Raw genomic sequence first — 24,744 nt, forward strand, 5'->3', positions numbered from 1 at the left:
CTAATTTTAACATGCAAGGTTGGTTTTTAATAGTAGCAGCTTGGAAAACCTGCGAACCCCGTTAGAACGACTAAATCACACGCTTGGTGAGCACGATTCACTTGATTTCTCGCCTTAATATTTCAAAAATGAGTCACTATCTTTTCAAATTTCCTAGTGAAACCATCCGGAAATTGTGCGACCTAACCGGACCCACCAACTTGCCTTTTGCACGTCGTGTACCGGTTTTAATTGTACCTTACGCGTAGACTTATTTGGTAGAAAACTTAACGAAGCGCCAGCAAGCCGGCCCGTTGCAATCACCTGATTCTTATCTACGGGGGCTTTAGTTTTTGCGGACTTTAGCTTTACCTGGTCGAGTTTCGGCATTTGGCCGCCCTTTTTAGCTTTCCAATACGCCAACGGTTGTGCCAATTGTAACTTAACCTGTCGCTGCTTAGCCGAATCCATCACTACGGAAGCTTGATTTTTCAGGTTCGTTTTTACCACCGTCAAATTAGTCATCAAAGCTTGCCAAATTGCCTTCGTATCAGTAAAACGCTGGTCCGTTTTCGCTCCTAAAACCACACTAATTATCCGGCGCTGGTTAACTTTTCCGGTTGCTGCGAAGTCTTCCCCCGCCGCTAACGAGGTTCCCGTTTTCAACCCGTCAAGTTGATATTGGTGGTCATACTGCGCTCCACCAGGCAGTAATTCATTATGGTTAATCATCGTGACCTTACCACTGCCGGTGTCAAAGTCTAACTTTTGAATTTTGGTAATCTGCAGAATTTCTGGAAATTCTTTTAAGACGTGTTGGATTACCACTGCCATATCGTTTGCCGACATTTGATTTTCAGCATTTTTAGGTGAATTAGGGTATTTTTCAGCACCAACCTGATTTTCTAGTAAACCAGCTGCATTATATAATTTAGCATCCTTAATTCCCCAGCTTCGAACGGTGGCACGCATTTTGTCGACAAACTTACGCGAACTGCCCGCTTGCGCCTTTCCCAACGCGATGATTGCTGCGTTAGCGGAATAAATTAACGACGCATCCAGCAGATTTTTGACGGTGTACGACTTTCCCGCCGTCAAAGGAACGTTGGTCAACTCACTATTTTCACTAATTTTAGCGATATCAGCGTTGATTTTTACCGGTTGGTCCCACCGCATTTTACCACTTTGTACGCTTTTCATAATTAAGTAGGCCGACAATACTTTCGACATTGAAGCAATCGGTAAGACTTGATCAGCGTGCTTCTCGTACAAAACTTGGCCCGTTTCCGAATCAATTGCTAGCGCAGACTTTGCCGTTATCTCTGGATTCACCAACGACGACGTTTGCGTAGCTGCCGCGGCCGGAGTGACTCCAGTGGCAAATAATAGCAGCGTAGCGATCACTAATAATACTTTTTTCATTTCTACTCCCTTTAATACCTATGTAATTAAAAACGCTAGCTGGCCCATTTTTCACTAACTTAACCACCAATCGAATGGCTGAAAAATTGGAGATCGTTGTCTTTAACAGAGCCAAAACGTGCCCCAAAAGTCAGTTTGTTGCACTTAACCAAATCCCCCACCAATCGCCTAGCCCGCGATTAATTGGGGACTCAATTAATGCCCACAAACTCCCCAGCTTTGGTTTCACACTCCATTAATCGAACGGCCTCCACCATTCCACTTACGTTAATTAGCCCGATTGACCACTAGCGTCTTCGCTATTTTTATTTTTTAATATTTACTAGTTGGCTGTGCCCCCCGCACCGGTTGCTTTAACGGCAACTGGATGATAAAACTAGTGCGTTTATCATTTGAATGGGCCTCGATGGTTCCATTATGCATCTCGACAATGCTTTGCGCAATTGCCAACCCCAGTCCAGTCCCGCCGGTTGCTTTGGATCGCGATTCTTCCACCCGGTAGAAACGGTCAAAGAGCTTACCTAACGCTTGGGCAGGAACCTTCTGTCCGTCATTTGCTACCTCAAAAATAACCGTATCGTTAATTTGGTGCGCGTTTAGGTAAATGTGCTTGCCGCCAGCGCCATATTTCAACGCGTTAGTAATCAAATTATTGAACACTCGGCCAATCTTTTCAGCATCCCCCATCATTTCCAAATCCTCGGGAACGCACGTCGAAGTAATTACAAACCCCTTTTGCTTAGCTTCCAGCTCAAAACTGGCCGCCAGCTGTTGCAACATGGAGTCAACGTGAATCTTATTGTAATTTAACTTCGGATTTGATTGACTAACCTTCGTATATTCAAACAGATCCTCCACAAGCGATTTCATCTGGACCGACTTTAAATACGCCGTGTGCGTGTACTTAAGGATATCATCGGTACTTTGATACTGATGATCCTCAATTAAACGCAGATAGCCGATAATTGACGTCAGCGGCGTCCGTAAATCGTGGGACACGTTGGTAATCAGGTCATCCTTAGACTGCTTGAGAGCCCGTTCTTCTTCCATCGAACTGATTACACTGTCAACTAGCGAATTCACACTGTCCACAACCCGTTGGTGATCCCCGCTCAATTCAAACGGAATCCGGTGGTCAAAGTGTCCGTTAGCAATGTAATGCAATTCTGCAATAATATGCCGCAACTGCATTTGTTTGTAACGTCGTTCTAGTCGCCAATACAGCACGCCTAGATCAGCTAAAAACATTATGGCAATAAAAATATTTTGGTAACTCCAAATTTGGATTCCACCAATGCGGATGGAATTTTTAACTAGGAAAATCGCATTTGACAATGCAGGGTTTGTTTTTAACGCGCCATCAATCAAAATAAAAACTGATAAATTTAGTAACAGCAAAAGGATAATGGTAATGATCCCTTCGCCAAATAATTCGTATTTTTCACGACCCGTTAACTTCATTCACTTGCTCCCCAAAAATCTAGTGTGCCCCCACTTTATAACCAACGCCCCAGACGGTTTCGATTACTTTTTCGCCGCCCGTTGCTTCTTCAATCTTATCTCGTAAGTGACTTACGTGAACCATGACCGTCTTCGCGGAAATGACGCTTTCTTGTTGCCAAACTCGTTCAAAAATTTCGTCCGCAGAGAAAACGCGGTTCGGGTGGCTAGCTAGCAAGTATAAAATTCCAAATTCAAGCGCCGTCAACTGGACCGCTTTGCCCGCCAAAGTCTTAACTTCGTGAGAATCACTATTAATCGTCAACGGACCAATGTCCAAAATTTCGGGAGCGTCATCGGTAACGTCCTTTTCGCTCCGTCGTAATAGTGATTTGACCCGAGCCATAATTTCCAACGGATTGAACGGTTTGGTAACGTAATCGTCCGCTCCGGTCAGCAAGCCCTTAATTTTATCCATATCGTCAGTTTTAGCTGACAACATCAAAATTGGCAATTCCGAATCTTTGCGAACTTCCCGCACAACCTGCATCCCATCCATCTCTGGCATCATGATGTCTAAAATCATTAGCTTGATGTCCGGATCAGTATGCAACTTGGTTAACGCTTCTTTACCATTGTAAGCTGATACGGGTTCGTAACCTTCGTTTTTAATGTAAATATCTAATAATTCAACAATTTCCTTATCATCATCGACTACTAAAATTTTCATGGTTTATCCCCTTTAAAATTTACGCTCATTTACTATAGTCTAGCAAATTTAAAGATAAATGCCCGAATTTAAGCACGTTTTTTTAGTAATCCTTAAAAAACGGCAAAATACTGGCCTTATAAGCAAGCGCCTTCTAATTTAAGCAACCGGTGCTTCATTGGGGAGCCTCCCCGATACTGACCAAGCTGACCGCTTTTTAAAGTCACCCGGTGGCACGGAACCACGATTAAAAGCGGGTTGCGCGCTACCGCCGTTGCCACGGCACGAACGGCCCCGGGGCGGTCAATTTGTTGGGCTAGTTCAGAATAACTAAGCGTGGTTCCCCGCGGAATCTTTAACAATGCTTGCCAGACTGAACGTTGCAAATCCGTTCCATTTTCCATATCCAAAGACAAGTCAAACTGGCGCCGCGTCCCTTGTAAATATTCCGCAAGCGGCTGCTTGGCCGGCAAGTTAGCTGACTCATCCTGGATTAACGTAGCGGTTGAATAAAATTGGTAAATTTCAGTCAACTCAGCATTCGGCGTTCCCACAAAAGCCAATCCCGCTGCCGTAGAGCCAAGATAGTAACGAGCGGTCCCGCTGGTTAGCGATGTGTAGTAAATTTCCATATTTTCCTCCTAGAAATTAAGGTTTGAGTGGATAAAAAGAGCGTGTGCTAGAAGTCGGGTAATTATGCGTATTAACTAAAAATCGACCATTATGCCTAAATTTGAATTTGGCATAATGATCGATTTTAGGTCAAGCGGAGCAAACTGACTTTTGGCTTTCTTAAAACCAACACACCAAAATGATTTTCCAAAAAATTTTATTCCTGAAAAGGAGTTTTCCCCGGCTTCTGAAGAATGTTCAGTTTATTTATGGTAATTAGGAGCTAACTTAGTCATTTGTACGTCGTGCGGGTGCGATTCGACCAACCCAGCATTAGTAATTTGGATGAATTGCGCTTTCTCAGCTAAATCGGGGATAGTGGCAGCCCCTACGTATCCCATTCCGGAACGTAACCCGCCTAACATTTGGAAAATGATTGCGGCAACTGAGCCCTTATATTCTACGCGAGCTTCAATTCCTTCTGGAACCAGTTTGTTAGCTTCGTTAACGCCACCTTGGAAATAACGGTCGGCAGAACCTTTTTCCATTGCGCCAACCGAGCCCATTCCCCGGTATGCTTTGTATTTCTTCCCACCGTCTTCGATGATGGAACCGGGCGTTTCGTCAGTTCCGGAAAGCATGCTACCTAACATTACGGCATTTCCACCAGCAACCAAGGCCTTCACAATGTCCCCAGAAAACTTAATTCCACCATCCGCGATGATTTGCTTGCCGTATTCACGAGCAACGCCTGCCGCGTCGTAAATCGCCGTGATTTGGGGGACCCCGACGCCAGCTACCACGCGGGTGGTACAAATTGAACCAGGTCCGATTCCTACTTTGACTACGTCGACGCCCGCTTCAAAAAGTGCCCGGGTACCTTCTGCAGTAGCCACGTTCCCCGCGATTAAAGTTTGGTCGGGGAAGTGTTCACGAATTTCCGCAATTTTACGTAAAACTCCAGCTGAATGACCATGGGCCGTATCAATTACGATGGCGTCAACGCCCGCTTCAATCAACGCTTCCGCACGTTCAAACGTGTCGCTAGTAACGCCGACAGCGGCAGCAATTAACAACCGGTCCTGGTCGTCGACTGCTGCTTTAGGATTATCGTCAAAATCAACGTCCGCCGCCTTAACTTTTCGTACTTCAGCGGCTTGCTGATCCGCACTCATATTTTTATGGATGACCCCTAAGCCACCTTGACGAGCCATGGCAATGCCCATCGCCGATTCGGTGACCGTATCCATCCCCGCACTAATAATTGGAATATTAAGCTTTAAATTATCTGCTAACTGCGTCGTAATGTCCGCCTCGTTGGGCAACACATGGCTTTCGCCAGGAATTAATAAAACATCGTCAAACGTTAATCCTTGTTTCGTAAACTTATTATTCCAATTACTCATCAATACTCTCCTTTATTTATCCGAAATTATAGTAAACCACCGACAATGTGAAACTTTCGTCTAAGATACCACCGACCGGCGAAGGCTGCAACCGCTAGCACGATGTAACCAGCTAGCGGCAACATCGGGTTGATGACTGGTGGCAGTGCTCCAAAGGCCGTGTAGAAAATAATCCATAAAATTACTGCTAATACGGTAATTCCGGCTTGTTTCCATAAAGATGGCCGCTTTTTACGATTACCAATCAACCGATAAATGTAGGCAATTCCAAACCCACCGACTGCCGAAGTTAAGATGATTGCTAAAATCCCAGCTGGTCCGGGAGCTGCTTGAACTGACTTCGGTTGAATTAACATCATTAACGCATACATTGCCGCAAAAAGGGCCATAAAGATGAGGCCATTATCCGCGGCACGAAGCCAGATGTTATTACTTTGAGCTTCCATTTTAGCCTTCTTAGGGCCTTCCACAATTGCTTTAAACCGGTCAGTTGGGGTCCCAAATAATTGTTTTGCGGTCGTTCCCGTTTTTTGTCCTTCTAACAATTGGGTTTCCGTGTCGATTAACGCAGCTTGGCGTTGTTCGTCACTTAATTTGCTTGCCTGTAATTCCTTACGCAAACGGTGCATAAAATCGGCGTTACGCTTAGTTAGTTCCGTCGATTGTTGATGTTCAGAATGCGGATGCCGCTGTTGTGCACCCGCGTTACGTGGTTCTTCACTCATGTTTAATTGCTCCTCATCCAGTAATTTTATACGTTGAAGCGGAATTCGATAATGTCACCATCTTGAACATGGTAATCCTTACCTTCTAGGCGCAAGCGTCCCGCTTCCCGAACTGCTTGCATGCTGCCATACTTATCCAAGTCGTCAAACGAAACGGTTTCCGCACGGATAAAGCCGCGTTCAAAGTCCGAGTGGATAATTCCCGCAGTTTGCGGTGCCGTCATGCCCTTCTTGAACGTCCAAGCACGGGTTTCCTTACCACCCGCCGTGAAGAAGGTTTGCAAGCCTAATAGGTTGTAAGAAGCTTGAATCAAGCGGTTCAAACCAGGTTCTTCAATTCCCTCTGCTTCAAGGAATTCAGCCTTTTCGTCGTCTTCAAGTTCTGCAATTTCTTGTTCCGTTTCAGCAGAAATCCCTAGAACTTGGGCATCCGGATCCACTTCGGCAACGTAATCCTTAATTTCTTTAAAGTACTTGGAACTTTCTGGATCGGCCATGTCATCTTCGGCAATGTTAGCCACGTAAAGGACTGGTTTAGTGGTCAACAAGAATAAGCCCTTCACAATTTGCATTTCAGCTTCATCGAATTCCACTGCTCGAGCTGGTTTGCCGGCTTCAAGAACTGGATGCAATTTTTCAAGCACTGCCAATTCTGCTAAAGCATCCTTATCACGACCCTTAGCCGCCCGTTGCACCTTAGCTAACCGCTTTTCAACACTTTCTAAGTCTGCCAAACTCAATTCCATATTGATAGTTTCAATATCTTCGATGGGATCGACTTTCCCAGATACCGTTGTGATGTTGTCGTCATCAAAAGCACGAACAACGTGAACAATCGCATCCACTTGCCGAATGTTTTCTAGGAACTTGTTTCCAAGACCTTCTCCCTTACTTGCTCCCTTAACAATTCCCGCAATGTCGGTAAATTCAAAGGTGGTGTGCACAATTTTCTTTGCCGGAATGATTTCTTGAATCCGTGCTAACCGCGCATCGGGAACCTCTACCATCCCCACGTTAGGGTCAATCGTCGCAAACGGATAGTTCGCCATTTCGGCGCCCGCCTTCGTAATTGCGTTAAATAAGGTCGACTTGCCGACGTTGGGCAAGCCCACAATACCAGCTGTTAATGACATGTTAATTACACTTTCCTTTCAAAATTGCGTGTTCTTGTTTCTATGGTATCAAAAAAGTGGTCTAGATAATAGGTGGTGACTAGATTAAAACTTAGAACAGGCATCAAATTTGGTTCACCTAGTTAATCAAGTTATAATGGTAGTAAAATTTTAACGATCAAAGTTGATAATTAAATTAAAAAGGGCGGAGTATGAAACGTTCCCCTAGCTTGTTACTTTGTCTACTAATGCCGATTGTAATCTTGATCCTTAGTAATACGTTGATTAATATTGATTTTTCAACTAGTTTTACCAATTAGCATTCAGTATACTAAGCAATCCTTCTGAAACCAGCATTGTTACCGGATTGATCTATTGCGACATCTTTTTTGCAATTGGCTTAATGGTCTGGTACAAACGGTTGCGTAATTTTTATAAAAAAATATTCCAACGTTCTGTATAACAAACCAAGGAGACCAGTCTTATGAACCGACAACCACTAGTAATCAACAAAAATAAATTAATTATCGCAATTTCAATACCACTTTTAGAATTGATTATTGGTGGCACAGTTGTTAATTTAATCCCTTCCATGTTTGGAAAAATACTGTTCACCGATTTGATTTTCTTCATTGGTTTTCTCGTAGCTATCCTACTTTACAAAGATGTTCTAAAACGGGATTGGCCCCGTTTTAAGCAACACTTATGGCGTAATCTAATCTTTGCTGTTTTGGGAGTAGTTGCGGCACATCTGCTAATCAGTATCACTCGTTCAGGTTTAAATCTCTTTTTATCAGCAAGTCTTAGCCCAGAAACTTTGCTAAGTTTTGCCGTTTCTGCTCCAGCCCTTGGCTTTCTTGGAAGCTTAACTGCTCTAATGGCTCCTTTCACCGAGGAAATTATCTTCCGACACGCTTTGTTTTATCAGTGGAGAAACCGTGGGCTAACTACTTGGCTAATGTTTATTTTATCTTCAGTTTTATTTGGTCTAGTTCACTGGAATAACTTTAATGGCGATTTACTCCAAATGATTCCTTACATGTTTGTCGGAGCAGGATTCGCCTTAATTTACTATAAATCACAAAATATTTGGCAAAACATAATGACCCACTTTTTCTTTGATTTTATCCAAGTACTGGGAGCAGGAGTAGTGCTGATCGTCTCGTTGTTACGGTAGCAATTAAATTAATTAAAACAACCCAAAATGAGAGTAGGCCAAAGTCAGATAGTTTGCGAGCATTAACTGAAAAACGACCATTATACCTGATTTAGGCATAAAGGTCGTTTTTTTAAGCGAAACAAACTGAGTTTTGGCTCTATTGAAGACAAAACACCAAAATAACTTTTTAAGAATCTTTTCATCCTTGAAAAACATTTCTTTAGTTTTTTCCAACTTCTTTTAAATTATTTTGATTCAGTAGCGCTAGCAAGAATTTTCTTTAATTTTCGTTCAAATTCGCGGCGTTTAAGCATCACTATATGGCCACATTTACAACACTTAATTTTAATATCCATTCCTAAGCGAATAATTTCAAACTGATTGGTGCCACACGGATGATTCTTCTTCATTTCCACAATATCATGTAATTTATACTCCATTTTCGGACTCCTTTAATCAATTGAGATATTTAAAATTTCTAAAATACGATCTAAATCTTGCATCGATTCATAATCAATTTCGATTTTACCTTTTTGTTTTGATTTTTCCAAAACGACCGCTTTAGTTCCTAATCTTTCAGCAAGCTGATTCTCAATTTCACGAACAAATGGTGAACGTCGCCTTTGTGGAAGTTTCTTTGCTTTTTTGGTTTTCGCTGCGTTAATTTGATTAACCATCGCCTCGAGTTGGCGTACGGTCAAATTTTCTTTAACAGTACGTTGCGCCATCTGTTCCAATTGACGTTCTTGCTTAAGTCCTAGCAATGTCCGTGCCTGTCCCATCGAAAGTTTTCCGTCTTGCAAAAGCTGTTTAACCATTGTCGGTAAACCCAATAAACGCAAGTAGTTAGCGATATAAGGACGACTTTTCCCCAATCGTTGTGAAACTTGTGCTTGCGTTAATCCTAACTCTTGAATCATCGCTTGATAAGCTTCCGCTTCTTCTAAGGGACTTAAGTCTTCGCGTTGCAAATTTTCCACAATTGCAGCTTCGCGGGTGGTCTCATCCGAAAAATCGCGAATAATTGCCGGAACTTTTGTTAATCCCGCAATGATACTCGCTCGGTAGCGCCGTTCACCCGCGATAATTTCGTAACGCTCAATCGCTGCAATTGGTTGACGTAAAACTAACGGTTGGAAAATTCCCGACTCCCTGATGGAATCTGCCAACTCCGCTAATTTTTTCTTATCAAAAATCCGCCGTGGCTGGAAGGGATTGGGGCGAATCTTATCCACTTCCACCATCTGGTAACTAGCATTTTCTGGAACGTTCAATTGTATTTCTAATTGTTTCTCATTCATGATAACCTTCTATTTCTCGCCAATTGGATCTTTACTTGGAGTTCCCGGTTTCCGCGGATACTTGTTGGGCGTCTCCTTTTTCTTTTCAATTACCACTAAATGCCGTTCGTCGCCGGTCACTGGCAAAGCAAATTGTCGATCTTCTAATAATTTCCCGCCTAAAACCGCGATTGCTTGCCGCCCGGTTGCCAGCTCCTGTTCAGTGTGGGCCGCCTTGAGCGCGATAAAGTGGCCGCCTTGCTTAACTAACGGCAAACATAATTCGCTTAAGACACTCAACCGCGCCACTGCCCGGGCGGTAACTAGTGCAAAACTAGCCCGGTACGCCGATTTTTTAGCGCCAAACGTTTCAGCTCGGTCATGAACCAATTCCACATCAGTTAAACCTAGTTCATCTACCAACGCCTGTAAAAATTTAATTCGTTTATTTAATGAATCGACGATGGTAACTTTCAATTCGGGCAACAAAATTTTCATGGGCAATGATGGAAAACCTGCCCCTGCGCCCACGTCGCATAACGCGATTCCCGGAGTGAAAAATTGTGGCGCCTCTAATAGCGGAGTTACCGAGTCGTAAAAATGCTTGAGGTAAACCTCCTTTTCATCCGTAATTGCGGTTAAATTAACGTGTTCGTTTGTTTCCACTAATCGTTTATAATAGGTATCAAATTGCCACATTTGGTGGTCACTCACTGTCCACCCTCGTTCGGCAAGTGCTTGACGAAATTCTTCTGGATTCATCTTTTCTCTCCTTGTGAAACATTAATTGTTTCATATTCCTAACTCCACTTTACCCAATTCCCCCAGTTTTGGCAATAAGTCAATTTATACTTGAAAGGAAGGATTATATGCAACCAACCATCCGCCCGGTAAGCGCGTTTACCCCGCAACACTACGATCTGTTACTTTTGGCCGATCCCTCCCTGAAAAGCATCGCCAGCTACCTATCTCGTAGTACCACTTTTGAAATGGTCGCAGACCAACGTTTAATTGGTCTCGTGGTGGTACGCCCGCTCGCTAACCAAACTGCTGAAATTATGAATCTGGCCATCACGCCTAAATTTCAGCGACAGCATTTTGCTAGCCAGTTACTGGAATTCGTGATTGAGCACACATCTACGACGGGGGTCCAAAAGCTGCGAATCATGACTGGTTCAACTAGTTTTACTCAGCTATACCTTTACCAAAAATTCGGTTTCCGTTGTGTCAAAGTGCTGACCGATCATTTTGTTAACTCAGGTTACTATTCTGAGCCAATTCACGAAAATAACCTCCGCCTTCGCGACGCAATCGTCTTTGAGCGAGGCTTGCTTTCCGATTAAGGACCCTTTTAACGCAAAAAGCCCGCAACTACATTGTACACGTAGCTGGGGCTTGCTTAATTAATTAGTTAGTAACGTATGGCTTTCCTCACGCCTTGGTAAAAAATTTAGGCACGCATCTTTTTAACTTCCGCAATAAACCACTTATTGAAAGCAGCTGCATCAATATCTACACATACCTCTGCGTTAGTTTTGCCGTCGTGGTAAGCACCGCGGATGTCGGCGACCGTTTCACCAATCGCCGGTCCTTCGGTAACCACGTCAACCCAGTACGCTTCCGTTCGATACATCTCGGGGTTCAAAATATACGCTAACGTATTTACATCGTGCATCGGAAGACCACTTTCGTCACCGTCACAATAGTGGGTGAAAATTGCTCCTAACATTTCCCCTGGCTTGCCTAGATCTTTAATGGTGGCGATGGTTTCTGGCGTAAGCAACGCCTTCATGGTAACGTCTAGGCCGACCATCACTATTGGAATTTCACTTTGGTAGACAATTTCAGCCGCGTGCGGATCCGTAAAGACGTTAAACTCGGCCGCACTGGTCATGTTTCCCATCCCAATTGAGCCGCCCATTGCAACGATTTTCTTGATTTTCCCCTTAACGTCGGGATGTTCCTTCAATAATAAGGCAATGTTAGTGTATGAACCAGTCGGCACTAAAGTGATTGGGTCATCGTTAGCCATAATGGTTTGGTAAAGAACTTCTACCGCGTTGTTAGCCGGTACCTCTGCGGGTTCTTCACCAAAGTCGTAGCCCGGCATCCCAGATTCACCGTGCACCCGAGCCGCATCTTCAAACGGCTTTAAAAGCGGTTGTTCAGCACCACTAGCCACCGGTACGTCCGCATTAAAGAACTTAACTAGTTTTAAAGCATTTTTTGTAGTTTTATCAACCGTTACGTTTCCCGCAACCGTCGTGATTAATTCTAATTCAATTTCAGGATTGTTGATGGCAACCGAAATTGCGGCTGCGTCATCAATTCCTGGATCAGTATCCATAATAATTTTTGTTGTCATTTAATTACCTCCCAAGGTTTTATGAAAGCGTCCTCATTACCATTCTAAAAAAAGATGAACTCCGAGTCCATCTTTTTTCTTTTTATTTTTGAACTAGTTTACCAAACGAATACACCGATGAATCCAGCAGATAGTAAGGAAACTAAAATTCCAGAAAGCAACATGTAACCAACGTTTTTAGAAATTACATCGTTCTTTTCCCGGTCAACTAAGCCCTTGAACGCTCCGATAATCATTCCGGTAGTTGAGAAGTTTGCAAACGAAGTTAAGAAAACGGTGAGGGTTGCCAAGAAATGTGGTGTGAAGTGTTTCAAAATTGGTGAAACCTTACCCATAACCACGAATTCGTTAGTAACTAACTTAGTACCCATGTATTGAGCCATTTGGAAAGCGTGACTCGGATCGAAACCAAGTAGCCAAGCAAATGGGAACATAATTACCCCGAGAATGTTTTCTAGTGAAAGTGCTGGGTTAATCTTGCCTAATAAAGCATCAATCAACGCTGCCAAAGCAACGAAGGCAATTACGTTAGCCGTAATGATTAAGATTAAACGGCCCGCGCCTAAGATTGAATCACCTAAGAACGAGAAGAATGGTTCCCGAGCAGGCTTCTTAGCAACGGTTTCTTCCGCAACTTCTTCTGAACCTGATTCGATGGTTTCCGTAGTTGCTCCAGTATCGGCACTGCTACCGATCTTAGCAATTGTATCTTCTTCTTCCGTTACTGAAACTGGATTGAGCACCGTGGTGACGATAATTGCGTTGATAATGTTAATTGGCACCGCGGCAATTATGTATTGACCAGGCATCATTAATAGGTACGAACCTAAAATTGAAGCCGTAACACAGCTCATCGACATCATTGCGATCGTAACTAACCGCGCCGACTTCATTTGCCGTAATTGTAAACCAGAAACCGCCAAAGCTTCCGTATTACCTAAGAACATCATTTCTACGGCAAAGAATGATTCAAACTTTGGTTGGCGAGTAATGAAGGATAATCCCTTACCAACCCACTTAATAATCCAAGGGAGAACGCCGATGTAGGTCAAAATATCAAATAATGGCACAATCATCAAGATTGGTAGCAACGCACTCGTTACAAAGTTCATTTGCTTTACGTCGACCCAATCAGCAAGTGCAAAGGAAATTCCTTTATACGAAATATCAACTAAACCTTTAAATCCATCCGCGGCAGCCTTAACTGCGTTAATCCCAACGGTAGAGTTAACTAAGAACCAAGCTAACACAATGTTAATTACCACCATGATACCGACTGATTTCCAATCAATATGCTTGCGGTCTTTAGAAAATAGGACGGCAACGCCCAAAAATACGATTATTCCAATCACATTTACTGCTAAATACATACCGAATATCTCCCTCTTACAATCCAATTTATTAACAGATGTTGTAATAATCATAACGGCAAATATTTAGTATGTAAATAAAAAATCTAAAGATTTTGAAAAGATTTTCAAAATCCAATCAATTGCTATTGTGGTCCGTTCCAATTTGTGGTAAATCGTTTTACCTAACGCTGCCAAAAGCCATTAACCGCTTTCTTTAGGTCAAAAATCGAACTGATTTGGCGATAATTGCTCCAATGTTTCGGAAATAGCTTTAAGTACCGATAACCCGCAAAACGTTGATCCATGAGTACCACGTTTCCCCGATCACGTTTTGTCCGGATTAACCGCCCCGCCGCCTGCAAAACATGATTCATTCCCGGCAACTGATAGGCGTATTCGAATCCGTGGCCGTTTTTTTCGTCGAAATAATCTCGCAATAAATTCCGTTCCACGTTTAGTCCAGGCAACCCTACGCTAACAATTCCAACCCCAATCAATTGTTCGTCAGTTAAATCAATTCCTTCCGAAAAGATTCCGCCTAATACAGCAAAGCCTACCAAGGTTGTTGCCGACGGGGTCCGAAATTTATCCAGAAATGCCGTTCGGTCTTCTGGGGACATTTGGTTATTTTGCTGTTCAACCTGCACTTCTGGGCGAAGTACACGAAAGGCACTGGCAATCTGGTCTAAATACGCGTACGACGGGCAAAAAATCAGGTAATTTCCCGCTTTAGCGCTTACTAACATATCAATTGAAGCGACAATTTGCGGCAGACTTTCCTCGCGGTTGGCAAACCGGGTGTCAATGTAATCGGTAATCAAGATATTTTGCTGTCGTTGCTCAAACGGCGAGTCCATCCGCAAGGATAAAGCATCGCTACTACCCAAGGTTTCCTGGTAGTAATCAACCGGACTTAAGGTAGCCGAAAAAAAGACCGCCCCACGTCCCTTCTTGAGTGAAGCATCAAGGTACGGACTGGGATCCAGGATTTGTTCCTGTACGTTAATTCCGACTTCCGTTTTTTTAATGATGATTCGGTAACTTTCGTCATAATATTCAGCAATCTTCAAATAGACGCTGCACGCGAAGAATACCGACAAAATCTGGTCCGTTAAGTCCCCATCCGGCTGCTTAGGCAACCATTCCCGCACCGCTTCGTTGAACTTCAGCATTACGTTTTCCAACGGTCCTAACGGTTGGTAGTCGACTAAGGCTTCTTTATTTTCCTTTTCAAATGTATTTTGAATGATTGTTAGTTCGTTGCCGAGCCGGTTTAACCAGCGCTTAACCGTCGAAGAGTCAACGTCGTGACCACTAGTTTCAAAAAGCTCTTGGGCTTTCACCACTTGGTCAGTGTTAATTTCTGCCGAATACATCTCGCGCGAACGGGATACCAAGTTGTGCGCTTCGTCGATTAAAAAGAAATTCCCCTTATCCACGTTAGAGAAGTAACGTTGCAAATATACCCGAGGATCAAACAGGTAGTTGTAATCTCCAATAATCAGATCACAAAAAAGCGACAAATCTAGCGAGAATTCAAACGGGTCCAACGTATGCTTCTTTGCATACTTTTGGATAACTTCCTTGGTTAATTGATTTTCGTGCTCTAGTACGTCTTGAATCCCATCCTTTACGCGATCATAGTACCCCAGCATGTAGGGATTATTTTCCGGATTAACCCCCACCTCTTCTGGAAAAATAATCTTATCTTTAGCCGTTAACGTAATACTTTTTAACTTCAAGCCACCTTCAGCCATCAGTTCAAGGGCCTCTTCAGCAACGTGCTGGGTGCTTTGTTTAGCAGTTAGGTAAAAGATTCGTTCCATCTTTGCTTCTCCAATTGCCTTGATGCTGGGGAAAAGCGTCGAAATGGTTTTACCAGTTCCGGTCGGTGCCTCCACGAATAGCCGTTGTTCCGTGAGGATGGTTTTATAGACTGCTACCGCCAGCTCCCGTTGTCCAGCCCGATATTCGGAAAACGGGAAAGCTAGTTTTTGGGCAGACTGGTTTCGCACACTTCGCCAATCTCGCTGCCACCGGACCCATTCTTGGTATTCGTTGATCAATTCGTCAAAGAATTCACTCAGTTCCTGACGACTAAACGTTTGTTGTTGTTCCAACACGTCGTCGGTAGGTCGCTGATAATAGGTCAACTGAATCGTCACTTGCTCATAATCTAAGTCCTGACTAAGGATGGCACCATAAACTTTCGCCTGGCTCCAATATAGCGTCTTCGTGTTTTCACTAAGTTCATCGTACGTTGGGTCGGAAGTTTTAATTTCTTCGATAAAAAGTTCATCACCAATCACCACTCCATCAGCCCGTCCTTCGACGGTAAGTTCCGTCCCAGCAACCTCAACGACCCGTTTGACCGCGTATTCTTTTTCGTAGTCTGCGCCCCGCTTTTTTTGCAGCCGTCGGTGAATCTGCGCACCTTTTAACGCCGTATTTTGGCTATTTGCCGTGGGATTTAGGTCCCCGCTTCGCAAAATAAATTCTACTAACTGACGAATCCCGATTTTTGTTGGTACCATTACATTCTCCCGCTAATTTTCTCAAAAAAAATTTTTCGTTCCTCACTAACGTATTTACCTACGAAACCAATTTAGGAGGAATTTTATGAATTACAGATCAATCCTTTTTACTACCGCAATTGCGACGATGGGTGCATTTTCTTTGGGTCACTCCCCAGTTTCTGCACATAGCTTACCAGCTAATTCACCGCTATTAACGGCCTCTATTTCAGAAACTCCGCAGCCCAAAGTCTCCCAGTCATTTTCCGCTGCGTCGGCTGCCCCAGCGGCTTTCAATCAACTCGAAACAGTTTTGAATCAGCACCTCGGACAACCCTTTGCGTGGAGCGCAACCGGTCCGACCGCCTTTGACTGTTCTGGGCTAACTCAATTTGCTTTTCGCCAAGCGCTGGGGCTGAACTTAAACCGGACTGCGGAACAGCAATTCCAACAAGCGCAACGTATTGACGCCACAGCGGTACGTCCCGGCGACTTAGTTTTCTTTTCCTACAACCATGGTCAAACCATTGATCACGTAGGCATCGTGGTTAATGGCAACCATTTGATGATTGACGCCCAAAATCGTGGGGTGATCCGAGAAAGCTATGCCACACCTTGGTGGCAACCGTTTATCGCCGGATACGGGCGCGTTTTAACCAACCAATAAACATTTACAGCACCCTTCGCGGTAATTTAAAGGGACTGGGGAAATAGACATCTTGATCGCCAAGATGCCTAAAAAGTTCCCCAGTCCCTTTGTGCAGTATCGTTAAGTACATCAATTGAAATTCAGAATTCGATCAAAGCGCGTTTGCATGACCCGCTTCTGAGTTAACTTCAACATGTTTTAATATAATGAACCCACCTTAAATTTTAACCAAAGTGGCGTTTCCACCAACCTTTTTTAGGTTGTTCTAAGGCCTTTTGGTTCTTTTCTACTAAGTCATCAATTTTCTTAGCTAACTTAGCGTTTTCTTCGTGATAGCTTTGGTTTTGCTCAACAACTTTGGTTAGCAGTTTTTTAAGGTCTGCCATGTCCTGGCTTTGAGCCGTGATGAAGCGTTTCATCGACTCGTCCATCACCATTGGAACACTATCGCCTTCAACTTGATCCTGTTCATCTTCAACTTCTTCATCGTCCTCGTCGCTAGAAGATGAAACTCCCAAAGTTGCTTGAACAGCTTGTTTAAGGGTGTTTTTTTCACCCAAAAGTTCGTTCATCTTTTCTAAAATCTGAATGTCTTCTTCAGAGTAAATGCGTCGTCCACGACCATCATGTTGGAATTTATGGCCGCTACGTTCCATTTCCTTTGCCCAGTTACCTAACGTGGCAAGGCTTCCGATCCGTTCGATTTTTTCAACGACGTCCGAACCAGTTGCATATTCATCTGCTTCAATATCTTTTGCCATTATTTCACCCACTTTAATGATTAATTTTACTACAAACTGAAGTACAATTCTAGTTCAAATAAGGCGATTTAATCGGGTTTGTTACTTCAGTGAACTTCAAAATTATTGCTTACTTCATTCGACAAACCTATTTTACTCCCGTACTGGTTTCCCAACAATCTATGTTAGAATGACTAATTGAGTGAACACAATAATCGAGGTAATTTATGAATAACAAGAAAAATTTTAAAACATCTAAATCACGTTCGCAATCCCGAACGAATAGCAAACAAAATAATCGTCACTACTACCATAATCCCAAGAGTGCACAACAAATTGCTGAAGGTCAGGTAATTCCGTTGAAGATTAAACGACTTGGTATCAATGGTGAAGGAATCGGTTACTACCAGCGGACAATTTGCTTCATTAAGGGCGCGCTTCCTGGTGAAAAGGTGCTTGCCACCATCACTGAAGTGCATCCACGCTACCTTACCGGTGTCTTACATCAAATTAAAAAGGCGAGTCCCGACCGGGTAACGCCGATCGACGCCTATGCCGATGAAGTCGGCGGCTTCGAACTGGAACACCTTGCTTACCCTGCCCAGCTAGAATTTAAGCGCGACGTCATTCGCCAAGCGCTAACTAAGTTCCGGCCCGCGGGTTATCAAGATTACGAGCTGCGGCCCACCATCGGGATGGACGACCCGGTGGCCTACCGCAACAAAGCGCAGTTCCAAATCCGGCGGCTGGCTGACGGCCGAATTGGTGCAGGACTTTATAAGGAAGGTACCCATGAACTCGTTGACCTCGCAACTTGCAGCGTCCAGCATCCGTTAACCATGAAAATTATTCGGGCGGCGGTCGCCCTATTCACCAAGTACGACGTTGATATTTATGACGAACATCATAACGAGGGTGAATTAAAAACATTGGTGGTGCGGGTTGCCCAAGCTACCCAGGAAACTCAAGTTGTTTTCATCACTAATACAACCCAACTATCACACGCAACGGAAATCATTGACGAGTTAAGTACCCAATTTCCAGAGATTGTTTCCTTCATGCAAAACATCAATCCTGGACGGCAATCTTTAATTTGGGGTGACCAGACCGTAAAGCTTCGCGGACAAGATACGATTCGCGAAGAACTTGACGGATTGTCCTTCAATTTATCTGCACGGGCATTCTTCCAGTTGAATCCCCAACAGACCGTTACTTTATACGATGAAGCTCGAAAAGCGTTATCGATCACTCCAAACTCACGAATTGTGGACGCCTATTCTGGAGTGGGAACAATCGGTTTATCCCTAGCTAGTGAGGCAAAAGAAATTCGGGGGATGGACACGATTGCTGACGCGATTACTGATGCAAACGAAAATGCCCGGCTTAACAGCATTACTAACACTCGTTATGAAGTCGGTTCTGCCGAAAAATTGTTACCTAAATGGTTGAAGGAGGGCTTTCAACCTGATGGAATTGTTGTTGACCCACCCCGCGTTGGTTTAGACCGGCGGTTAATCGACGCCATTTTAAAATCAGCACCCAAACACTTTGCGTACGTTTCCTGCAACCCATCCACTCTGGCACGCGACCTAGTTCCACTAGTGAAGAAGTACCGGGTGGAATATATTCAATCAATCGATATGTTCCCCCAAACTGCTCGAGTAGAGGCAGTTGTAAAGCTAACGTTGCGTAACGCATAATCAAATGAAGCTGGGGAAAACCAAAGAACTGCTTTTCCAGGATGAAAAGATCCTTAAAAAGTTATTTTGGTGTTTGGCCTTCAACAGAACCAAAACGTGCGCCAAAAGACAGTTTGCCCCACTCCCTAAATAAATACGTTAAAAACCCAAGGAATTTTCTAGAGCTTCAACTACTGGCTCAATTCCTTGGGTCTTTTTATATCCATCGATTATTCTGGGCAAGTTCGACTGCTTCAAGCCGATTTCGAACCCCTAGCTTACTAAAAATTGCCGATAAGTAATTACGAATCGTCCCTTCACTCAAAAAAAGCTGTTGAGCAATTTCCTTGGTCGGCATCCCGCTGGCGGCCACCTTTAAAACTTCGGTCTCACGCTTCGTTAGCGGACTTTGTTCCGTAGATAAAACACTTTGCACGAGTGCCGGATCGTAAATGATTTTTCCCGTCATCACTTGATTAATCGCCCCAATTAATTCTTCACTCGGGCTATCCTTTAATAGGTACGCAGCCACTTGGGCTTGAACCGCCTGTTCAAAATACGTTTGCCGAGCAAAGGTGGTTAAAATCACCACGCGCGTGGGCAACTTTTCTTCGTGAATTCGTTGCGCAACTGCTAGTCCAGTTAGCCGCGGCATTTCAATATCTAAAATAGCCACGTCAGGAGATTGTTTTTGAATCATCTCCCAGGCCATCTGCCCGTCACTGGCTGTCCCAACGACTTTTAAATTATCTTCTAAATCTAATAACTGGCTTAGCGCCGAGTTCAGCATGCTTTGATCCTCAGCTAAAAATAGCGTAATCATAATTTACTCCTTTGACAAATGAACTTGGACTAACGTTCCAATGGAATTGCTAAAAATCTGAAATTCACCATTTTGTTCTCGTACCCTTTGCAGCATCCCCGTAATTCCATTAGCATTCTCACGGGTCAACCGCTTGGCATGCCCATTATCCTGAACTTCAAGGTGATAATTTTCGCCAATCTGATTAAATTTAATCCAGACTTGAGAAGCTCGCGAATGCCGAATCACGTTGGTTACGGCTTCTACAATTACCGCCGCTATGCAATTCTGAACTTCAGTCGGCCATTTACTAGCCGCTTCTTCGTGCTCCGTAAACATAAAAATACGTGCTTGAGCCAAGTTTTTACCCTGTTCCAACAAAACTTCGCTCAGGGTTTGCTGGTGCAAGTCGGCAACGATTTGACGAACCAGTTGAAGATTGGCGCGACTAGTTTTAGCAATGTCGCGAAGCTCATCGGGAACTCGTTCCGGGGCCTTCTCCAATAGTTTTTGAGCGAGCTCCGTTTTTACCGTAATCATGGAAAAACTCTGTCCCAAGGTGTCGTGTAAATCTCGGGCGATCCGGTCCCGTTCCCCTCGTCGAATTAAATTTTCCAGCCGGCGATTATTTTGGGACATTTGTTTTCGGATTTGGACTGAACGGGCAAACCCGTACGACATTATTGGAGAAAGCACCGGAAAAATTAATCCTAGCGCATTTATAGTATATTCAACACCAGCTATCGGATTAGTTTGTACACTACGGATAATTCCGAGCCCCAAAAAAACGTAGTACGAAATTAAAAACCAACCAAAATAGCGCCGTGGCATCGTTGAAAGGATGAACGCAACTTGCCAAGCGGTGAAAATAATCATGTAAAAGTTAAATGAAAGTACGGCAAACGAGCCGGTAATTAGCAATTCCAGCGGAATCGTTACCCTCCGCCATTTAGGTACCTCGGTAACCAATATGTAAACAATGAGAAACGCTCCCATCATCATCAGCCAAAAATAGTCCGTCCACGACCGGGCTGGTAAATAGAATGCCGCGCTAAACGGCAAGTACATTAGCCAAATGTAGGTCTCCCACTTAATCTTTTTCAAAGTTTCCTTAAAACTACGCATTAATTGCTGAACTCCTCTTCGTAAATAATTGCGCCACCCCCGCGGTTACCAACGCCATAATTAAAATCCACTCGCTAATTCCCACTACGCTACTCCAGTTAATTTTAGCATGGTTGATCACTTGTCCAATCGTACGATTTAAAAAATACGTGGGCAAATGTCGCCCGATGTTTTGGACCCATTCTGGCATTGTTTCTAGAGGCCACCACAATCCGCTCACAATTGCCAAGGGAAAGGTTACTAAGTTCATTAACATTCCCAACGTTTCTTGGCGCTTAACGTTAGCTAGCAACCCGGCTAACAACATAATTGGAATTTGCCCCACTAAAATTAATCCCAATAAAGTCAGCCATTGTACCGGATCTAAAGTAATTGCATTCAGATACGCCGCGACCGTTCCCAAAATCCCCATTGCCATGAAGTTTTTAAGCGTGTTCCACAATAAAAACGAAGCGTAATAATTGTCTAAGCGGTGGTGATTTAATTTCAAAAATACCGTCAATCCTTCATTACGATCCCGGATTAAAGCAGTAGACATCCCCATAAGCAAGGTAATCAACAAGCTGTACACCATCATACTTCCCAAATAACTACCGGCAAACTCACGGTTATTAGTTGCTGGATTCGTAAATAATTTAGTGAATAGCCAGTAAAAAAAGGCTGGCATTCCCAGCGACATTATTAAAAACGAGGGATTGCGGAATACTAGCCGCTTTCCATCAAATTTCAACTGCTCCCATAATTTATTCATGGCGGTCATCCTCCTTGGTCATCGCGGTAAAAATGTTTTCTAACGAAGCGGCGGTGATTTTTACATTATTTAATTGGTTTAGCCACGGCGCCAAAGCCCGCAGTGTTTGATCACTATCCGTGGTGTCCAGCGTAACTTGCTGGCCCTTTACAAGCACCTGCTTTACGTTCGACAGCCCTTGGAAACGAGCTTTAGGAAGATTGGTTACAAAACTAATTTGACTAGTTAAGTAGCCTCGCTGAAGTTCAGCTAAAGTACCATTGAACTTAATTTTACCTGCTTTTAAAATCAAAATTCGGTCGGCAACTTCCTGAATTTCTGCCAAGTAATGGCTGGTAATTAAAACCGTCTTTCCCTGAACGCGCATTTGTTCAATTTTACGCCCGAATATTTGTCGTGCGTTGACATCCATTCCCACGGTAGGTTCATCTAAAAATAGCAACTGTGCATTGCTAACCAACGTTAATCCAAAGGCTACTTTCCGCAACTGTCCACCCGACAACCGGCTTAAGGGGCGTTTTGCAAACGAGCTTAAGGCCAATTCTTCCATTACGTCAGCTACCGGGCGCGAATTACGATATTGCGCAGCAGTAAGTTGTAATAAATCCCGTACGGTCACCCCCACAAGCTTCAGATTATTTTGAAACATCGTGTTCACTTCTGGTTTAGCCACCTTATTCCACTGAATTGCACCGCTTTGGGAATGCAAGATTCCCAATAACAATTTTAAAAGAGTGGTTTTTCCCGCACCGTTTTCGCCAATCAAGCCAATGATTTCTCCTGTGGGTATGGTTAAATTCACCCCGCGCAAAACCATTTTTGAACTATAATTGAACTTCAATTCGTGGACTTCCACGAGTGTCGTATTTTTCATTAGCAGATCCTCCATACTCCATATTCTAGGGAATTGCTGCCTCCTTATTCAGTACTAGATGTCACTACTTTGCCATGACATTTGTCACGTTTTATAAAAACTGTTTAAGTTTCCCGTTTGCCGGAGGTTTTTCGTCGACTTCTCGCAACCGACCCGGAATAATAGGAGAAAACATCCCAATATGGAGGATTTTATGGAACAACAAATTACGCAGTTCATCAACGACTTTGGTTACCTCGCAATTGTGCTCTTGATTGCCTTGGAAAACCTTTTGCCGCCGATTCCGTCAGAGATTATTTTGACCTTTACGGGATTTATGACCCTCACGTCTAAACTGACCTTGTGGGGAAGCGTAATCGCCGCCACGGTAGGTGCCGTTATTGGTGCTTTGCTTTTATACGTAATTGGTCGCTACTTGAATCCGGAACGCCTACATTGGCTAGTAGCTAGCCGCTTAGGTCGGGGATTGCGCCTAAAAGATAGTGACATTACCAAAGCACAAAGTTTCTTCCAGCGCCACGGCTTCAAAACGATCTTTTTTGGGCGGTTTGTCCCCGTAATTCGGAGTTTAATTTCAATTCCGGCGGGGATGGCTAAAATGCCGGGGCTCCTCTTCGTCTTGTTAACCACGGTTGCCACCTTAATTTGGAACTTAGTCCTCATTCTTTTAGGACGAGCAGCGGGCAGCGCATGGGCAGAGGTTTCCGCAATGGTTGATACGTACGCTTCCGTTGTGGCAATTTTACTAGCTGGAATTCTCCTCATCGGCGGGTTAGTTTATTATTTCAAACGAATTCGCACAAAAGCTTAAACCAAGAAATCGTTTTCATGATAAAATAGGGATAATTATAATTTAGTTGGGGAGGACACTCACAATGACCAAAGAACATTATCTTAATAAGCGCCGCCAACAGGAACTTTTGCCGCTAGTAGCGTTTGAAATCACCGCAACTTTCCTCGCGTATAAAGATATTCTTACCGCAAGTAGTTTCCGACATGGTAACCGCACCCTTTGGTTATTGGTCGCCCTCATCCAGCCAATCGGACCGTGGCTTTACTTTACTTTCGGCCAGAAATCCGAGTAACGTAGAAGGAAGATGACCCTGTTTGAAAATTCAAGATGCCAGAAGAAGGTTCTTTTGGCTGACAATCTCAATTATTATTAATTCCGCAGCAAATGCTCTGACCATTGCCACTGGAATGGGGAGTGCAGTTTGGACGGCTTCCGCGGTTAATATTGCACACTGGGTAACCCATTCCACGGATCCAGCCGTGGCCAATCACGTCATGGGGACCGTGTTAGTGATCTATGGGGTTGCGGTAGCCTTTCTTGCAATGCTACTTACCCAACGAATGGATTGGACTCGTTTTGTTCGCAACATCCTGTTCGTAGTACCTTTTAGCTACCTAGTACAATGGTTTGTGCCGCTTTTTCGGGATTTTTTACGGATTGGTGAACTTCAAGCCAACTTCAGCCACCCCTACCAGCTTGCACTAGATATCATTATTGATATTTTTGGGTTATTTTGGGTCGCCACCGCGGTTTCCTTATACCAGCGGGCCAACCTAATCATGCACCCTAACGACGACCTCTCTTACATTCTTCGTTTTAAGTACCTGCACGGGCGTTCCTCGGCTTCCCAATGGGCAAGTTACGTACCGCCATTAGTAATGACGGTATTGAGCTTGATTGCCAATCATCAAGTCTGGTCGTTTGGTTTTGGCACGGTTTGGGCTTTCGTCACTCAAGGATATGTCCAGGGCTGGGCCGATGAACACGTGGCGCCTTCTTTTAAACACCACTTTGTGTTGCAGAAGCCACGGGGATGAAAGTTTAATAATTAGGCTATCTAAAAAAGAGAGTGGGGCAAAAGTCGGGTAGTTTGCGAGCATTAACTGAAAATTGCCCATTATGCCTGATTTTGGCATGATGGGCAATTTTTGGTTAAGCGGAACAAACTGACTTTTGGCACCCGTTTTGGCTCTATTGAAGTCAAAACGCCAAAATAAAAACGATTCATGAGGAAGTTTCAACTCATGAACCGTTTTT

The 24,744-nt window shown here is 43.8% G+C and carries 25 protein-coding genes; 7 read left to right on the forward strand and 18 right to left on the reverse strand.

Annotation, left to right across the window (positions count from 1 at the left end; all coding sequences use genetic code 11):
* Positions 1 to 153: 153 nt before the first annotated feature.
* The 7 genes from HMPREF0623_RS05770 to ychF form a co-directional block, all read right to left on the reverse strand.
* Positions 154 to 1,401: a serine hydrolase gene (locus HMPREF0623_RS05770; RefSeq protein WP_004166288.1), complete on the reverse strand. Its 1,248-nt coding sequence runs from the start codon at positions 1,399 to 1,401 to the stop codon at positions 154 to 156.
* A gap of 312 nt (positions 1,402 to 1,713) precedes the next feature.
* Positions 1,714 to 2,862: a sensor histidine kinase gene (locus HMPREF0623_RS05775; RefSeq protein ID WP_002829532.1), complete on the reverse strand. Its 1,149-nt coding sequence runs from the start codon at positions 2,860 to 2,862 to the stop codon at positions 1,714 to 1,716.
* A gap of 19 nt (positions 2,863 to 2,881) precedes the next feature.
* Complete coding sequence (gene croR, locus HMPREF0623_RS05780) at positions 2,882 to 3,571, reverse strand: response regulator transcription factor CroR (RefSeq protein ID WP_004166290.1); 690 nt, start codon at positions 3,569 to 3,571, stop codon at positions 2,882 to 2,884.
* A 116-nt stretch (positions 3,572 to 3,687) separates the two neighbouring features.
* Entirely contained in the window at positions 3,688 to 4,182 is a 495-nt protein-coding gene (locus HMPREF0623_RS05785) for a methylated-DNA--[protein]-cysteine S-methyltransferase (RefSeq protein ID WP_004166293.1), read from the reverse strand.
* A gap of 243 nt (positions 4,183 to 4,425) precedes the next feature.
* On the reverse strand, positions 4,426 to 5,568 hold the full coding sequence (guaB, locus tag HMPREF0623_RS05790) for an IMP dehydrogenase (protein ID WP_002832530.1): 1,143 nt from the start codon (positions 5,566 to 5,568) through the stop codon (positions 4,426 to 4,428).
* Between the two features lie 26 nt (positions 5,569 to 5,594).
* Positions 5,595 to 6,293 carry a DUF1129 domain-containing protein gene (locus HMPREF0623_RS05795; RefSeq protein WP_002832531.1) on the reverse strand — a complete coding sequence of 233 codons (699 nt, stop codon included), beginning with the start codon at positions 6,291 to 6,293 and terminating at the stop codon, positions 5,595 to 5,597.
* A gap of 26 nt (positions 6,294 to 6,319) precedes the next feature.
* Positions 6,320 to 7,426: a redox-regulated ATPase YchF gene (gene ychF, locus HMPREF0623_RS05800; RefSeq protein ID WP_004166295.1), complete on the reverse strand. Its 1,107-nt coding sequence runs from the start codon at positions 7,424 to 7,426 to the stop codon at positions 6,320 to 6,322.
* Positions 7,427 to 7,889: 463 nt separating this feature from the next.
* Between ychF and HMPREF0623_RS05805 the strand changes: the two genes are divergently transcribed.
* Complete coding sequence (locus HMPREF0623_RS05805) at positions 7,890 to 8,582, forward strand: CPBP family intramembrane glutamic endopeptidase (RefSeq protein WP_002832533.1); 693 nt, start codon at positions 7,890 to 7,892, stop codon at positions 8,580 to 8,582.
* Positions 8,583 to 8,809: 227 nt separating this feature from the next.
* Here the strand turns inward: HMPREF0623_RS05805 and HMPREF0623_RS05815 are convergent, their stop codons facing one another.
* Genes HMPREF0623_RS05815 through rsmG form a run of 3 tightly spaced genes read right to left on the reverse strand, consistent with a single transcriptional unit; the run spans position 8,810 to position 10,606 of the window.
* Positions 8,810 to 9,004, reverse strand: coding sequence for a DUF951 domain-containing protein (locus tag HMPREF0623_RS05815; protein ID WP_002832534.1), 195 nt, complete (start codon positions 9,002 to 9,004; stop codon positions 8,810 to 8,812).
* 12 nt (positions 9,005 to 9,016) lie between these two features.
* Positions 9,017 to 9,865, reverse strand: a complete 849-nt coding sequence (locus tag HMPREF0623_RS05820) for a ParB/RepB/Spo0J family partition protein (RefSeq protein WP_002832535.1) — start codon at positions 9,863 to 9,865, stop codon at positions 9,017 to 9,019.
* Positions 9,866 to 9,874: 9 nt separating this feature from the next.
* Entirely contained in the window at positions 9,875 to 10,606 is a 732-nt protein-coding gene (gene rsmG / locus HMPREF0623_RS05825; RefSeq protein WP_004166297.1) for a 16S rRNA (guanine(527)-N(7))-methyltransferase RsmG, read from the reverse strand.
* A 107-nt stretch (positions 10,607 to 10,713) separates the two neighbouring features.
* On the opposite strand from rsmG, the gene HMPREF0623_RS05830 reads away from it, so the two are divergent.
* Entirely contained in the window at positions 10,714 to 11,187 is a 474-nt protein-coding gene (locus HMPREF0623_RS05830) for a GNAT family N-acetyltransferase (protein ID WP_004166298.1), read from the forward strand.
* A gap of 107 nt (positions 11,188 to 11,294) precedes the next feature.
* Here the strand turns inward: HMPREF0623_RS05830 and rihC are convergent, their stop codons facing one another.
* The 3 genes from rihC to HMPREF0623_RS05845 form a co-directional block, all read right to left on the reverse strand.
* Complete coding sequence (rihC, locus tag HMPREF0623_RS05835) at positions 11,295 to 12,209, reverse strand: ribonucleoside hydrolase RihC (protein WP_002832538.1); 915 nt, start codon at positions 12,207 to 12,209, stop codon at positions 11,295 to 11,297.
* Positions 12,210 to 12,307: 98 nt separating this feature from the next.
* A complete protein-coding gene (locus tag HMPREF0623_RS05840) occupies positions 12,308 to 13,579 on the reverse strand; it encodes a NupC/NupG family nucleoside CNT transporter (RefSeq protein ID WP_002829516.1) in 1,272 nt (423 codons plus the stop codon).
* A 164-nt stretch (positions 13,580 to 13,743) separates the two neighbouring features.
* Positions 13,744 to 16,095 (reverse strand): ATP-dependent DNA helicase, encoded by a 2,352-nt coding sequence (locus HMPREF0623_RS05845; protein ID WP_004166301.1) that lies wholly within the window; start codon positions 16,093 to 16,095, stop codon positions 13,744 to 13,746.
* An 85-nt stretch (positions 16,096 to 16,180) separates the two neighbouring features.
* Here HMPREF0623_RS05845 and HMPREF0623_RS05850 point away from each other — a divergent pair, with 85 nt between their 5' ends.
* Positions 16,181 to 16,741, forward strand: coding sequence for a C40 family peptidase (locus tag HMPREF0623_RS05850; RefSeq protein ID WP_004166304.1), 561 nt, complete (start codon positions 16,181 to 16,183; stop codon positions 16,739 to 16,741).
* A gap of 206 nt (positions 16,742 to 16,947) precedes the next feature.
* Here the strand turns inward: HMPREF0623_RS05850 and HMPREF0623_RS05855 are convergent, their stop codons facing one another.
* Positions 16,948 to 17,484 carry a MerR family transcriptional regulator gene (locus HMPREF0623_RS05855; protein WP_002829510.1) on the reverse strand — a complete coding sequence of 179 codons (537 nt, stop codon included), beginning with the start codon at positions 17,482 to 17,484 and terminating at the stop codon, positions 16,948 to 16,950.
* 206 nt (positions 17,485 to 17,690) lie between these two features.
* On the opposite strand from HMPREF0623_RS05855, the gene rlmD reads away from it, so the two are divergent.
* Positions 17,691 to 19,163, forward strand: coding sequence for a 23S rRNA (uracil(1939)-C(5))-methyltransferase RlmD (gene rlmD / locus HMPREF0623_RS05860; protein WP_004166305.1), 1,473 nt, complete (start codon positions 17,691 to 17,693; stop codon positions 19,161 to 19,163).
* A gap of 196 nt (positions 19,164 to 19,359) precedes the next feature.
* Here the strand turns inward: rlmD and HMPREF0623_RS05865 are convergent, their stop codons facing one another.
* Genes HMPREF0623_RS05865 through HMPREF0623_RS05880 form a run of 4 tightly spaced genes read right to left on the reverse strand, consistent with a single transcriptional unit; the run spans position 19,360 to position 22,694 of the window.
* Positions 19,360 to 19,965: a response regulator transcription factor gene (locus tag HMPREF0623_RS05865; RefSeq protein WP_004166307.1), complete on the reverse strand. Its 606-nt coding sequence runs from the start codon at positions 19,963 to 19,965 to the stop codon at positions 19,360 to 19,362.
* Positions 19,966 to 19,968: 3 nt separating this feature from the next.
* Complete coding sequence (locus HMPREF0623_RS05870; protein WP_004166308.1) at positions 19,969 to 21,069, reverse strand: sensor histidine kinase; 1,101 nt, start codon at positions 21,067 to 21,069, stop codon at positions 19,969 to 19,971.
* A complete protein-coding gene (locus HMPREF0623_RS05875; protein ID WP_004166311.1) occupies positions 21,062 to 21,820 on the reverse strand; it encodes an ABC transporter permease in 759 nt (252 codons plus the stop codon). The genes HMPREF0623_RS05870 and HMPREF0623_RS05875 overlap by 8 nt, the downstream gene beginning before the upstream one ends.
* Positions 21,813 to 22,694 carry an ATP-binding cassette domain-containing protein gene (locus HMPREF0623_RS05880; protein WP_229785780.1) on the reverse strand — a complete coding sequence of 294 codons (882 nt, stop codon included), beginning with the start codon at positions 22,692 to 22,694 and terminating at the stop codon, positions 21,813 to 21,815. The genes HMPREF0623_RS05875 and HMPREF0623_RS05880 overlap by 8 nt, the downstream gene beginning before the upstream one ends.
* A gap of 193 nt (positions 22,695 to 22,887) precedes the next feature.
* On the opposite strand from HMPREF0623_RS05880, the gene HMPREF0623_RS05885 reads away from it, so the two are divergent.
* The 3 genes from HMPREF0623_RS05885 to HMPREF0623_RS05895 all read left to right on the forward strand — a co-directional run bounded on the left by HMPREF0623_RS05885 (position 22,888) and on the right by HMPREF0623_RS05895 (position 24,524).
* Positions 22,888 to 23,505 carry a DedA family protein gene (locus HMPREF0623_RS05885; protein ID WP_002829504.1) on the forward strand — a complete coding sequence of 206 codons (618 nt, stop codon included), beginning with the start codon at positions 22,888 to 22,890 and terminating at the stop codon, positions 23,503 to 23,505.
* A gap of 64 nt (positions 23,506 to 23,569) precedes the next feature.
* Positions 23,570 to 23,779 carry a PLDc N-terminal domain-containing protein gene (locus tag HMPREF0623_RS05890; protein WP_002829503.1) on the forward strand — a complete coding sequence of 70 codons (210 nt, stop codon included), beginning with the start codon at positions 23,570 to 23,572 and terminating at the stop codon, positions 23,777 to 23,779.
* Positions 23,780 to 23,801: 22 nt separating this feature from the next.
* The gene (locus tag HMPREF0623_RS05895) at positions 23,802 to 24,524 is read left to right on the forward strand and encodes a hypothetical protein (RefSeq protein WP_004166313.1); all 723 of its coding nucleotides are present in this window, start codon (positions 23,802 to 23,804) and stop codon (positions 24,522 to 24,524) included.
* Positions 24,525 to 24,744: the final 220 nt, after the last annotated feature.

This window comes from Pediococcus acidilactici DSM 20284, assembly GCF_000146325.1.
GTDB classification, from domain to species: Bacteria; Bacillota; Bacilli; order Lactobacillales; family Lactobacillaceae; genus Pediococcus; species Pediococcus acidilactici.